Source organism: Lactobacillus sp. UMNPBX15 (assembly GCF_002553785.1).
Classification (GTDB): domain Bacteria; phylum Bacillota; class Bacilli; order Lactobacillales; family Lactobacillaceae; genus Lactobacillus; species Lactobacillus crispatus.
The window spans coordinates 1-13695 of record NZ_PCYV01000009.1; the positions used below are offsets into that span (position 1 = coordinate 1).

Annotated in this window: 11 protein-coding genes and 3 pseudogenes; 11 read left to right on the forward strand and 3 right to left on the reverse strand. The window is 34.6% G+C overall.

What is annotated here, in order from left to right; genetic code table 11:
• Positions 1-211: 211 nt before the first annotated feature.
• From CP366_RS03640 to pepT, 8 genes and pseudogenes are all read left to right on the forward strand, one after another.
• Positions 212-660, forward strand: a pseudogene (locus tag CP366_RS03640) (GNAT family N-acetyltransferase).
• Between the two features lie 16 nt (positions 661-676).
• On the forward strand, positions 677-1291 hold the full coding sequence (locus CP366_RS03645; RefSeq protein ID WP_005719579.1) for a sugar O-acetyltransferase: 615 nt from the start codon (positions 677-679) through the stop codon (positions 1289-1291).
• Positions 1292-1472: 181 nt separating this feature from the next.
• A complete protein-coding gene (locus CP366_RS03650) occupies positions 1473-2543 on the forward strand; it encodes a serine hydrolase (RefSeq protein WP_005722311.1) in 1071 nt (356 codons plus the stop codon).
• A gap of 65 nt (positions 2544-2608) precedes the next feature.
• A complete protein-coding gene (locus CP366_RS03655; RefSeq protein WP_089147946.1) occupies positions 2609-3439 on the forward strand; it encodes a pyridoxamine kinase in 831 nt (276 codons plus the stop codon).
• Between the two features lie 2 nt (positions 3440-3441).
• Positions 3442-4008 (forward strand): ECF transporter S component, encoded by a 567-nt coding sequence (locus CP366_RS03660; RefSeq protein ID WP_089147911.1) that lies wholly within the window; start codon positions 3442-3444, stop codon positions 4006-4008.
• Between the two features lie 74 nt (positions 4009-4082).
• Positions 4083-5288, forward strand: a complete 1206-nt coding sequence (locus CP366_RS03665; RefSeq protein WP_013086342.1) for a L,D-transpeptidase family protein — start codon at positions 4083-4085, stop codon at positions 5286-5288.
• Positions 5289-5733: 445 nt separating this feature from the next.
• Positions 5734-6189 (forward strand): GNAT family N-acetyltransferase, encoded by a 456-nt coding sequence (locus tag CP366_RS03670; RefSeq protein WP_089143509.1) that lies wholly within the window; start codon positions 5734-5736, stop codon positions 6187-6189.
• Positions 6190-6201: 12 nt separating this feature from the next.
• A complete protein-coding gene (pepT, locus tag CP366_RS03675; protein ID WP_005723045.1) occupies positions 6202-7485 on the forward strand; it encodes a peptidase T in 1284 nt (427 codons plus the stop codon).
• A gap of 352 nt (positions 7486-7837) precedes the next feature.
• On the opposite strand, the gene CP366_RS03680 is transcribed toward pepT, so the two are convergent.
• A complete protein-coding gene (locus tag CP366_RS03680) occupies positions 7838-9100 on the reverse strand; it encodes a replication-associated recombination protein A (RefSeq protein WP_089147912.1) in 1263 nt (420 codons plus the stop codon).
• Positions 9101-9241: 141 nt separating this feature from the next.
• On the opposite strand from CP366_RS03680, the gene spx reads away from it, so the two are divergent.
• Positions 9242-9643 carry a transcriptional regulator Spx gene (spx, locus tag CP366_RS03685; RefSeq protein WP_023488757.1) on the forward strand — a complete coding sequence of 134 codons (402 nt, stop codon included), beginning with the start codon at positions 9242-9244 and terminating at the stop codon, positions 9641-9643.
• 64 nt (positions 9644-9707) lie between these two features.
• On the opposite strand, the pseudogene CP366_RS11120 reads toward spx, so the two are convergent.
• A pseudogene (locus tag CP366_RS11120) lies at positions 9708-9893 on the reverse strand (hypothetical protein); the annotation flags it as partial.
• On the opposite strand from CP366_RS11120, the pseudogene CP366_RS03690 reads away from it, so the two are divergent.
• Positions 9873-11213, forward strand: a pseudogene (locus CP366_RS03690) (alpha-amylase family glycosyl hydrolase); the annotation flags it as partial. The pseudogenes CP366_RS11120 and CP366_RS03690 overlap by 21 nt on opposite strands.
• A gap of 177 nt (positions 11214-11390) precedes the next feature.
• Positions 11391-11828, forward strand: coding sequence for a hypothetical protein (locus CP366_RS03695; protein ID WP_023488760.1), 438 nt, complete (start codon positions 11391-11393; stop codon positions 11826-11828).
• 268 nt (positions 11829-12096) lie between these two features.
• On the opposite strand, the gene CP366_RS03700 is transcribed toward CP366_RS03695, so the two are convergent.
• Complete coding sequence (locus CP366_RS03700; protein ID WP_089147914.1) at positions 12097-13374, reverse strand: extracellular solute-binding protein; 1278 nt, start codon at positions 13372-13374, stop codon at positions 12097-12099.
• Positions 13375-13695 lie beyond the last annotated feature (321 nt).

A 13695-nucleotide genomic window follows, 5' to 3' on the forward strand; every position in this document is an offset into this window, starting at 1 on the left:
CTTGAGCAAAATCTTTGGTAAAATCATTCATGAAGGAGTTCTTCTTTCTGTATGTGTTTTTTTGTTCAAACCAATCATACGAGAAAGGAACTCCTTTTTCTAATGTTTAAAGAAATAAATTTAAGGAATCATTCATCCTTACACAAACTATTTTACAGTCTCTAGAATATGAGTAGAAAGAGAAAAATTTTAAATTAATTGGAAAATAATCATGGAAATTAAAGAGATAAAATCTAATAAGAAGCAGTATATAGACTTACTTTTGTTAGCTGATGAACAAGAGAGTATGATTGATCGCTATTTAGAACGTGGAATTATGTATATCTTGATTGATAAAGGAAAAGTTAGATCTGAATGTGTTATTACGGTTGAAAATGGTAATACAGTAGAAATAAAAAATATAGCCACTTATCCAGAAGATCAAGGTAAAGGGTATGCTAAACATTTGATTAATTTTATTGCTAAGAAGTATCAAAATAAATATCAAATTTTGCAAGTTGGAACGGGTGATAGCCCCTTAACTATTCCTTTTTATGAAAAATGTGGTTTTAAACGCTCAGGTAAGATCAAAGATTTTTTGTAAAAAATTATGATCATCCGATTTTTGAAGCTGGACATCAGCTAGTAGACATGATTTATTTAAGTAAGCGATTAAATTAGAAAGTAGGCTTTATCGATGGAAGAAAATACTAAAAAAATGTTGGCAGGCAAACCATATCGCCCAGATACTGAAGAACTGAAAAAGATTTCCAGTTTAGCTCATCGCTTATCACGTGATTACAACATGACTACTGATGAAGATGAGGTAGAACGGAAAGCAATTATCGATCGTCTTTTTCCGAATCATGGTCAAAATGTATATTTACAAGGACCAATTGAAGTGGATTATGGCCAATTTACACACTTAGGAGATAATTTTTATTCTAATTTCAATTTGACTATTTTGGATACTTGTCCCGTAACAATTGGAAATAATGTAATGTGTGGACCTAACGTAACATTTGCGACTCCATTGCATCCTTTGTTGCCAACTCAAAGAAATGCTCGCAAGCAATCAGACGGAAAAATAGCCGATATTGAATATGGAGCAGCTATCACTGTTGGCGATAATTGTTGGTTAGCCAGCAATGTTACTGTTTGTCCCGGCGTAAAAATTGGTAAAAATTGTGTTATTGGAGCTGGATCGGTAGTTACTAAAGATATTCCAGATAATTCATTGGCACTAGGGGTACCGGCTAAAGTAATACGTCAGATTACTGATCAAGACCATTTAAATAATTATCCATATTAGAAAAAGAAAATGTATACGTTCTCATTGATTCTTTATCAAAATTGTAACCCCAATGAAAAAAATAAATGCTAATATTATGGATAGAATTTACATAACATTGCTGGGGGAATTTAAAACGAAACGTATTAATTTAAAAAAAACATTAATCAAATCAACCATTTGGTTAACTATAGCTGCTTCAATGCCTGTTGGAATGGCAATTGCTAATGCCAATAGCTCGACAGTTCAGGCAGCAAGTTATAACAAAACTGAAATGCGGAGCTTTGTTAGAAATACATTAGCTAGTTATTATGCTCGTGGTACCGTAGTTATAGTAAAAGATGGACAACCACAACAAATTTCTTATGGTTACGGTTATTATGGCAAGCGATTAGGTGCGGGAAACAGTAAGGTAGTTTATCCTGTTTGTTCTTTGCAAAAAGTAATTACCGGCGCAATTATCACTCAATTAATTTCTGCAGGGAAGTTTACACAGTATACTAAGATCTCTAAGTGGTATCCTAATTTAAAAGGTGCTGATAATATTACCGTCGGCAACTTGATGACGCATACTTCTGGATTGACAGCAGCTGATACTGAAGTAAATAGAGGACGTGTTTATTCAGAAGCTGATGCAATTAATTGGGTTGTTAATAAGCTAAACTCAACTACGCAAAATCAACCTGGTAATTTTTCATACAATAATACCAACTATATTTTGTTAGCTGGAATTATACGTCAAGAAACTGGACAAAGCTACAAGCAAAATGTGCAGGAACGAATTATTAATAAGCTTGGCTTAAAGCGAACTTATTTCTTGGAAGATATTCCAGCCGGGATGACGGATGGTATCTCATATACCTGGAATCAAAAGAATTACCAATGGGCTCAATATGTTAAAAAGACTCAAGCTTCTCAATTGGTAGGTGCTGGTAATTTGTTCTCAGCTCCAATGGACTATTACCGTATTCAACTTGGTTTAACCAATGGGCAAATTTTGAGTCGAACAGACTTTGATTATATGACTCATTTAACATCACGTTCATCAAATGGTTATTCAGGTGGTTTATATATGAAAAATAATGATAACTTGAAGTTAGCATATGGTAACTTATATAATACTCACTTTGGTAACTGGATTCAGATGACTACAGATAATCAAAATGGTTTGATTATGTTCTTAAATCAAACTCAAAATGATGAAAACAGAAATAAACAAATTGGTTATCAAATTTTGAATCATATCAAGGCTAATACATTTAGCGCAAAATAAAATTTTTCCTGCTTTAAACTTCATGTTAAGCTTAAAGCAGGATTTTTTTGATTGGAGTAAAAAAGATGGTTAATGGTGGCGTATTAGTTAGCCAAGATTTATCTTGTGCTGGTCAAGTATCACTTAGTGCAGCTTTACCCGTTTTAGGAGCATGTGGCTTGAGCCCGACCGTATTGCCTACTGCAATTTTGTCTACACATACGGGTGGCTTTGGTGAGAATACTTTTTTAAGTTTGAATAATGAAATGGCTAAGATTATGGCCCATTGGCAAAAGGTTGGTTTTGATTTTTCAGCTGTATACTTAGGCTATTTGGGCAAAAGTGCATTAGATTTTTGGACAGAAAAGATTAGCTATTTTAAACAAAAAAATAAATTGATCTTGATTGATCCAGTAATGGGTGATCACGGTCAACTTTATCGTGGCATTGATGAAAACTATGTAATAAAGATGCGAAATCTAGTTAAGTCGGCTACGATTTTAACGCCGAATATGACAGAAGCAGCATTTTTATTAGGCAAAAAGGCAACTAGTAATTCATTGAAAACAGCAACAGAATTTGCGGCTGAATTATCTAGTCAATTTGGTGTCCCGAATGTCATAATTACCGGTATTTCACTTAATAAGGAAAAAATTGCGGAAGTTGGAATTACAGCCGATCATAGTTGGTCTTTAATTCAGAAAAAACTCCCAGGTAATTATTTTGGTACGGGAGATTTGTTTGCAAGTGCATTTTTTGCTGCTGTAATGCATAAAGAAAATTTAGAAAAAGCGTGTTCAATTGCGGCCGATTTTGTTGCACAAGCAATCAGGGAAACACCCAAGCAAGATTCACGTCTAGGACCAAATTATGCAGCAGCTTTACCAGATTTACTGAAGAGATGGAGTAATAATTAATAATGCAGATATTTAGAGAAAACAAGAATTCTTTACAAGCTTTAGTTTTAACGGGACTTTTTGCGGCAATTATTTATATTGGGATCTGGGTGTTAAGAATCCCCGTTCCTGCTATGGTAGGACGCCCATTTATTCATTTTGGAAATACGCTAACTGCTGTAGCAATTTTATATTTAGGTTATCGTAATGGCATGATTGCGGGAATTATTGGTCTAGGTGGTTTTGATTTGTTAAATGGCTATGCCGCAACATCATGGTTAACTATGCTTGAGGTAGTAGTAGTGGCTTCGGTTTTGACAGCAGTTTATCGAGGAATGCACTATCAAGATAGTAAAAGAAATATTATTATTTTAGGTATTATTGCAGGGGTAACTAAGATATTCACTACTTATTGCGTTTCGATTGTTGAAGCTTTAATGGTGGGGACGAGCTTTAAAGTAGCGTTAGTTGGAGCCTTTGTTAGTTTGTCTGCAACTGTAATCAATTCAATTTCTACTGCAATTTGTACACCAATTTTATATTTTGCTTTGCGGGATGCTAGTCGTCTAATTATAAAAAAGGTTAGATAAATCAATAGATTTTACACGAAATCTGCAAGGTGCTATATTAAAGATATTATTACTGACATAAAAGGTAGGATAGTATGAACGAAGACCTAAAGAAAAAGAATAAACGAAACAATATTATTATTTTAACGATTGCAGTTTTAATTATCGTTGGGGTAATCGCGGGTTTTGGCATTCATAATCACCGTGTGGCAACACAAGCTGCAGCAGAAAAATATGCTAAAACTCACTTTAACCCTAATGTTACAATCGATGGAGTTAAAGTAGGAAAGCTAACCGTTACTAAGGCAATGGCTAAAGTTAACCAAAAAGCTAAAAATCAAGTTGAGTTAAAAAATAACGAACTGGTTTATAGCTATAACACTACAGTCCAATCATTAGATGAGTCCGAGACAAAGGCCTTTTTTAAGAAGCAACAAACTAAAACTCCATCGACTCAGACTTATAAGTTTACTACTAGTAATTTAGCTACAGCTAAAAAGAAACTAACTGACTTAAGCAAAGCAGAGATTACTTATAAAATTAATGGCAAAAATTATCAATTAAAGGCCAAAGATTTATTGAATAATGTGACTTATCGAGATAATCGCTATCAATTTGGTGATACTAGTAAATTAACGACTAAGTTAAATCAAATTGATAAAGAAGTTTCAACATTACACAAGAGCTATAAATTTACAGTGCCAAAGGGCAATAAAGTTAAAGGCAAAACGATAACGGTAAAGAATAAGACTTGGGGTTGGGGCGTTTATGTTAAAAAGACGCAACGCTTACTTCTCGAAGCATTTGCCAAAGGCCAAAAAAACTTTGATGGTGCAGATGCACTTTACGGTTTAGGCTACAGCACTTATCCTCACGGCTATGGTTATTCAAATAAAGAGATTGGTGATACTTATGCTGTTGTATCATTGAAAAAGCAAGAAGTATGGTTGATCAAAAAGGGTAAACTGGCCGTTCATCTTCGTGATGTTGTTACCGGTACTATGGAAGGTTCTAAGGGTGATCAAACTCCGCGTGGGGTGTGGTATATCCACTATAAGGAATCACCAAGTACATTGCGCGGGACCAATGATGATGGTTCAAGTTATGCTTCTCCAGTTAAGTATTGGATGCCATTTACCTTAAGTGGCTGTGGTTTTCACGATGCCTCTTGGCGGACTGATTGGAGCAAGACCGCTTACCTAAAGGGTGGCTCACATGGTTGTGTTAATGTTAAACCAAGTGAGATTCGAAGCGTTTGGAACAATATTAAAAAGGGCGAACCTGTAATTATTTACGAATAACATGTTTAAGGGATCCATTAAGTTGGATCCTTTTTTATGAAACAATTTTTATAAGGTGAAAAGCTATTTGATTACTTGGAAAAACAGCTAAATGTAAACAATAAACGTGAAACATGGCTCTGAAGCCCGATATTATCGCGATTGTGGATAAAAATATAGGTAATTCACATCTATTACTAACTCAATTAATATTTTTTTGAAAAAGAGTAGAAAGATGAACCTTTGTTTGATATAATTTCTATACGAACTAATGGTCTGAAAATAGAAAGATGAGATGATAATAGCTATGATGCAACAAGAGGAATTAGAATCACAGGAAGAAAAAGTTAAGTTTTTTGATGAAGACTGGTTGAATTGGAACTAAAATCTTTAAATGTATAATTCACTTCTGTATAATTAAAGAAAAATAAAAATTTATTAACTCTTTCACCTAAAGGAGTAAATTATGCAAGTAAGAACTAGATGTTTTCAAAGTTTAGATTACGAAGATTTGTGCCGGGTTCATGATGCGGCTCGTTTGCAAGAAATGAAAATAGGCGGAGTGGAGAAATATTTTATTCCGTTTAAGGAAGCACCATACTGGTATAATTTCTTTGATTCTGAGATTAGGATTGTAGAAGTTAATAATGAATTTGCTGGCTTTGCTGCGTATAAGCCACATAATTTAGCTTATTTTTATATTGATCCTCAATTTCAACGACGTGGTATTGGTGATCATTTGTTAGCTTCAGTGTTACCAAATATTAGACGGCCGATTAGGCTAGAAGTCTTTAGCGCAAATATAGCAGCTAAAGCGCTGTATGCAAAGCATGGTTTTAAAATTATCAAAACAGTTAAAGAGCCGTGGTGGTCAGACCCCAAGTCTGAGCCAGTTTCAAGTGATACGATGGAATTAGTGTAAGAGGCAATATTAATGAGTTTTTATAATTTAGATTATGAAGAAAAACGGTTTATTCAGTTAGCTAAAAAGAATACTCGCTCATATTATGAACATCATGATCAGATTCCTTCCTCACCTGGCCAAGTTGAGCTGGCCAAGGAACTAGTAAAGGAAATGAAAGAGCTTGGGCTTGATGCTTACTATAATGAAAAAACAGCTTTTGCAATTGGAAAGTTAAGTGCAAACACAGCAGAAAAGGTAACGCCTATTGGCTTCTTTGCTCACGTGGATACTGCAGACTTTAACGCAGTTAATATTAAGCCACAAATTCACGAAAATTATGATGGTCAGAAAATTATCCTAGATGAGAAAGATAATATTGTTCTTGATCCAACTGAGTTTCCAGACTTATTAAATCTAAAAGGACAAACCTTAATTACTTCTGATGGTCATACTTTGCTAGGAGTTGATGATAAGGCTGGAATCACTGGGGCATTAGCAATGCTTAAATATTTAACTGAACATCCTGAAATTGAACACGGTGATGTTTTTGTTGCTTTTGGTCCAGACGAAGAAATTGGCTGTGGTGGTCAATATTTTGATCCAGCTGATTTTCCTAATGTAGAATTCGCTTATACATTAGACAATGGGCGGCCAGGAGATTTTGAATACGATACCTTTAATGCGTCAGAGATTACGATCCATATTAAAGGGACTGTAGTTCACCCTGGTGAAGCATATGGTCTGATGGTTAACGCAACAACTTTGATGAATGATTTTTTGTCTAATTTACCTCAGGATCAAGTGCCTGAAAAGTCACGTAATCATGATGGTTATTTCTTGGTTCTACATGCTCAAAGCAATGTTGATCATGCCGATATTAGCATGATTATTCGTGATTTTGATCAAAGTGAATATAACCGTAAAGAACAGTTTATTCGCGATCTAGTTAAAAAGATGAACAAAAAGTATGGCAATAGATTTACTGTAAATATTCGTGAGCAATATGAAAATATCTACAACTATATTAAGGACAAGCCATATATTGTAAATCTGGCTCTTGATGCTTATCGCAAGTCTGGACTAAAGCCAAATGTACAATCCTTTAGAGGTGGAACTGATGGAAACTTTATTTCGCCTAAAGGAATTCCTACACCTAACTTATTTAATGGTGGTGGCAATTATCATGGCCGATACGAATATGTGACTGTTGAGCAGATTGATAAATTAGCCGAAGTGTTGACTAATATTGTGACTGAACATTTGCGTCAAACTCGCACTGGTAGGAATGAAAAGCCACTAGAAAAATATTGGTAGATTTAATAGCCGTTTTATTTAACAAATTAATACTGTAGCATTAGGATATAAGTGGCTAGATGAAATATCCTTCCTCCTTAGAAGTGATAAATACCGTTTTCTTCATTGATAATCTTGCTACATATTGCAGTGACGCTGTATTTGCGCCGCTGCTTTTTTGTTATTATTGGTAATAAAATACGTAAAAAGTACGTAAAGTTTTTTCGATTAGCATTTAACAAATAACTTAAATAGAACTACCATATAGGTGGCTGGACGAGAATCTTCTCTCGTAGAAGCAATTAATAAACCAATTTTCTTCATTTATAATCTAACCAAAAAGGACAGGGATGCTCAATTGCATTGCTGTCCTTTATTTTTGATAATCTTCGCCGTAAATATAACGATGTAATTTTAGGTATTGCTCATATAATCTGCGTTCATTTTGATTGTCTTTTGGGAAATAATATTGTTTGCCTTTGAGTCCCTTGGGCATATAATTTTGCTTGGCGATTTGATGCGGAGCTTGAAAAGGTGACTCAGCTAGGCCAGCTCCCGTGATTTCTTTAGCGTGTTTATAATGAAAGTCACGCAAACTATTAGGCATGGGATACCGATTGGGATGATCACTATCTTGATCAAGTCTTTCCCAAATTTCCTCAAATGCTCCTGATTTTGGCGAAATACACATTAACATTGTTGCAAACATTAGTGGATATTTAGCTTTAGGCATTCCTATCTTTTCAGCTTGATTAGCTGCAGTAACAATTTGAGTTACTTGTTGCGGATTAGCTAAGCCAATATAAGTATATGGAATCTCACGCAGACGCCGTACAACCGAAGCTAAATCTCCATTTTTTAGCAAAATAGCAAGATAATAAAGTGCAGCATCTGTGTCAGAGCCAGCCATAGAGTCAGAATATGCAGCTAAATAATCGTAATGTTTAGTGGCTTTCTTATCATAGCTAAAGAATTGCTGCTTAGTAACCGATTTAACATTTGCTAAGGTGATCTTTTTAGGATTAAGTGCATGAACAGTCTCTAAAATGTTTAAAGCAATTCGTAGGTCGCCATCAGCTGCGGCTGCTATCAAATTTAACGAATTTTTTTCAACTTGGTGATCTACTAATTTAAGGACCTTAGTACATGCCTTGTTCAAAACAGCTGCAATATCGTCTTCTGTTAGAGGATTGAACTCAAAGATTTGACAACGTGACCGCACAGCTGGCACAATCGACATAATTGGATTTTCAGTGGTAGAGCCAACAAGTAAAACGTGACCATTTTCTAAATGAGGTAATAAAAAATCTTGTAGATTTTTGGTCATACGGTGGATTTCATCAATTAAAAGAACGAAGGTCTGATACTTATAAGCATTAATAATGTTGTTCAACTGTGCTTTATTATCAATTGAAGCATTAAAGGAAGCAAAGGGATAATCGTTCTCTTTAGCAATAATTTGAGCTAAGCTTGTCTTTCCGGTACCAGGAGGCCCCCAGAGAAGTAAAGAAATATTAACATGCTGCTTGATAATATTTCTTAAAGCCTTTCCTGGTCCCAGCAACTCACTTTGGCCTACCATATCCGCCAGTGTTTGCGGCCTCATTTGTTCGGCAATTGGTGTTTTAAAATTCATCAAATTCCTTCTTTCAGTAAGGTAAGTATACTATTTTCTACAATTTTTTTGTAAAAATAGCTTGCACTATCAAAAAGTAAGTTGTACAATAGAACTAATGTACGAGAAGTTAACGAGTTTTTTTAGAAAGAGGCGTATTGTATGATTACTCTTTATATGTCAACAAGTAGTGCATCTTCACGTAAGGCGAGAGCATGGCTTAACAAATATCATCTTTCTTTCAAGGAAAAGAACGTCTTTAAGGAATTATCTAAAGAAGATGTCCTTCATCTGTTGTCTTTAACTGAAAATGGAACTGAGGATATTTTATCTACTCGTTCACAGTCTTTCAAACAATTAAAGAATAAGTTGAATGAAGACTTGTCATTGTCTAAAATGGTTGATTTAATTACTCAGAATCCAGGATTATTAAAGAGACCTATTATTGCAGACGACCATCGGATGCAGGTGGGCTATAATGAAGAAGATATTCGGCAGTTCTTGCCTCGTGATATCAGAAAAGCTGAATTAATTGAGGCACAACGGATTGCTAATGCTGCTTAAATAAGACAAAAAACGATGAATTTACCTTTGTGGGTGATTCATCGCTTTATTTTGCTCTAAATTTTTATTTAGCTGAACCTGGGCGTTGCTTCTTGGCTACTTTTTTACCCATAGTCATGTTGTCATTATATCCCCATACCCAAACTGCAATAAATGAAACTATAATTGAAACAGCACTGGCAATTAGGAAAGTATAGAAACTATTTAGTTGAGTAGGATGGGCCGGGTTGAAAAAGCTTTGGCAGGAGACGAAAAGTACCGCAAATTCTTTTATTTAAGGAAAGCTAAGCCTGACGGCTCCTTGCCTAATAATTGGCAAAGTAAGTTTGGTGGACCAGCTTGGGCAAAATTTGGTGATACGGATTATTATTACCTACATTTATATGATCCAACTCAGGCAGATCTCGATTGGCATAACCCAGAAGTTCGTCAAGAATTGTTCAAAGTAATTAACTTCTGGCGTTCAAAGGGAGTACATGGTTTCCGTTTTGACGTAATTAACGTGACCGGTAAGGATGAAAAGTTAGTTGATTCAACTGGTGATCCAAGTCAGGAAAAGAGTCTTTATACTGATACAGCAGTAGTGCATCAATATTTAAAAGAAATGAATCGCTCTACTTTTGGTCAAGATCCTGACTCAATTACGGTGGGTGAAATGTCTTCAACTACTATTGCTAATTCGATTGAGTACTCTAAGCCGAGTGAGCATGAATTGTCCATGGTCTTTACTTTCCATCATTTAAAAGTCGATTATAAAAATGGTGAAAAGTGGTCTAAAGAGCCGTTTGATTTCATGAAATTAAAGCACTTATTTACCGAATGGCAAGAAAAAATGGATCAAGGTGGCGGTTGGAATGCTTTGTTCTGGAACAATCATGACCAGCCGTGGGCCCTTAACCGTTTTGGTGATACTGGTAAATATCGAGAGAAATCTGCCGAAATGCTTGCTACTGCGACACATTGTATGCGCGGAACTCCTTACATTTATATGGGCGAAGAAATAGGAATGATGGATCCACATTATTCTTCAATTCATGATTATGTAGATGTTGAAGCTAAAAATGCTTTTGCGGCATTGAAACAAAAGGGAATAAGCGATGATGAAGCATTTGCAATAGTAAAAACTAAAGCACGAGATAACTCTCGTGTGCCGATGCACTGGGATGATAGTAAATTTGCTGGCTTTAGTGAATCAAAGCCATGGCTTTTACCAACAGATCAAGATAGAATTAATGTTGAAAAAGAATTACACGAGGGTGAAATTTTTGCTTACTATCAAAAATTGATCAAGTTGCGTAAGCACGAACAACTGATTTCTGATGGCCATATTAGAATGTTTTTAAAAGATGATCCACAAATTTTTGCCTATGAACGTTTTTTGAAGGATGAAGCTAAAAAAATATTAGTTTTCACTAATTTCTATGGTACTGATCATGTAGCACCATTGCCTGAACAATATCAAAATAAGAATTATCAACTCGTATTGAGCAATTATTCTGCACAAGATGGCAAACTAAGAGAGAATATCTCATTGAAGCCATATGAAGCTTTAGTAATTAAAATTAATTAGACTAGTATAATTAATTGTGTTAAGGTGAAAATGTTCGTGAAGATTTCGATTTACGGACGAGGAATTCGCGAGAAGTCATGATTTTCAGGTCATGGCTTCTTTTTTTGCATAATAAGCAAAATTATGTAAAGTAATTGACAGCTTGCTTATAATAGATAGTAGAGAGAAGGAAAAACGATGTTAGTTGATTCTGATAGTTTTATTTCAGTTGAAAAGAAGCTAGTCAAACAAGGCAAGTTGCAAAAATTTGAAAAAGAAAATGGTCCAGTTACCAGTTTAATGATGATTAGTAAAGGAAGAATTGCGGACGATATGCGTTATCAGTTAGTCGAGAATTTGGCACATCATCCATTACATATAGTCTACAAGGCCTCATTTGATCAATATGATGAAACCCTGAATTGTATTTTCGATCGACAAACTAAAAAGCCAATCACAGGTTTATGGTACACGCCGCAAAGAAGAGACTTTACTGAACCGCCTAAGAAAATGGTCCAGCTTTTTATCAGTGAAATTGTAAATAATTTGACTGATTCAACAGGAATAGATTTGCCAATCTGGGTCTTTATCAATGATAAGGCACATTTGGCAGTTACTAAGAAAGATTTGAGTTAAGAAAAAAATCAGTGCGAACCCTATGTGAACATAAAAATGTGGGAGTTTCGCACTGATTTTGTTTTGTATTTTATGTGTTAACTCTTCTTTATATATTTTTGACATAGTATAATAGTTGATGAAGCCAAATATTTAGGATTGGATTTTATCCTAGTACTAAATATTGCGGTCGCACTCTATGTGAGTGCTTAAATTAAATTCAACTCTTGCAAATGCAAAAAAGCATCCCTAATCAAAATAGAGAAGGGGGGATGCTTTTTTAATATCATTATTGACGCCAAGCGCTATCTAATTTTTGTTGACCAGCCTTAATTTGAGCATTAACATTTTGATGCTTATTTGCAGCAATTAAAATATTTTCCATAATTTGATTCATACCATTATAAGCAGAGTCAGAATTCTTAGCTACAGGAACACTGTAGAGATGCTTCATTGAATCCTTTAAGACACTTGGCAATTTCATCTTGCTGTATAAGTATTCCTTACTATTTAAGACATTATCGTTAACAGGAATATAGCCAGTCTCATTAGCCCAAGTTAATTGGCTAGATTTGCTAGTCAAAAACTTCATATATTTCATGGCAGCATTTTTTTGTGCTTTTGAAGCATGGTTAAAGACATAAAGATCAGTCCCTTGAGAAATAGTGTATTCACCGGGACGAGGAGCAACGCCGTACGTAAACTTGTTGCCTACACCCATCTTAGTGTAGCTTTCACCAGCTGAAGTACCGATGTACATTGCGACTTTTTCATTAGCAAAAGGGCCGGAGAGGTAACGTTCACTACCAGCAGTTCTAAAGTAGCCATTGCGTACGCCATCTGCGTAGAAATTAATAACTTTCTTAGAGGCAGCCGAATCTAACTTGATTGAACGACCAAAAGTTTGTCCTTCATTCTTGAGACCTAGAACATAGTAGTTGGCTAAGTTATCAAAACCAGCACCAACAATTTTATGGTTGGACTTTTCATAAATTGCTTTAGAAACAGACTTAAGTTCTGCCATTGTTTTAGGTACCTTTAAACCATATTTCTTAAGTAAGGTCTTGTTATAAGTCAAGACTTCGATAGATTTGTTGAAGGGAATACCATATTGAACGCCATTAATTTGCGCACCCTTCATTAATTCAGGACGAATATTAGATTTGGCTACTGAACCCCAACCATAAGTTGAATTATTAATGTATGGAGTCAAATTGACCAACATCTTATTTTGAGCAGCTTGATAAAGCCAACCAGGATAAGCTTGAGTCATTGTTGGTAAGTTATTAGGATTTTGTTGAGTAGAAGTAATTTTCCCTTGTAACTGAGGGTAATTACCTTGATTTTCTAGCTTAACTTTGATGTTAGGATTTTCTTTTTCAAATTTATTAGTCAATTGTTTCAAAGTTTTTTGTTGTGCACCATTCATTGCGTGCCACATAGTAATTTCTGTCTTACTATTTTTAGCAGATGTAGTGCTCTTTTGATTTGAACAAGCTGCTAAAAATAATGCTGCAGTAGTTACTGCACCAATTGATAAATATTTTGTTAAGCCTTTCTTTGTCATCGAATTCTCCTCACTAAAAATAACATTAATAAAAATGAAATTTAAAATATATTTTTATTTTAATAAGCACAATATCTTGTATCACTTATTAACTAATGCAAGATAATATACTACTGGATAAAAAAATAAAATTCAACCATTGACTTTTTGCCAGCATTTATAAGCATTGATATATCAACGACTGTTTACTTAATAAAAATATTAGTAGCAAGAGAAATTGAATTAAAAACACATTTTATTAAATACAATATCTTGTGTATGATAAATGTAAGAATCAATTAAGCTAAGGCAAAATAATAGCTATTTTCTAGCAAATAGCTT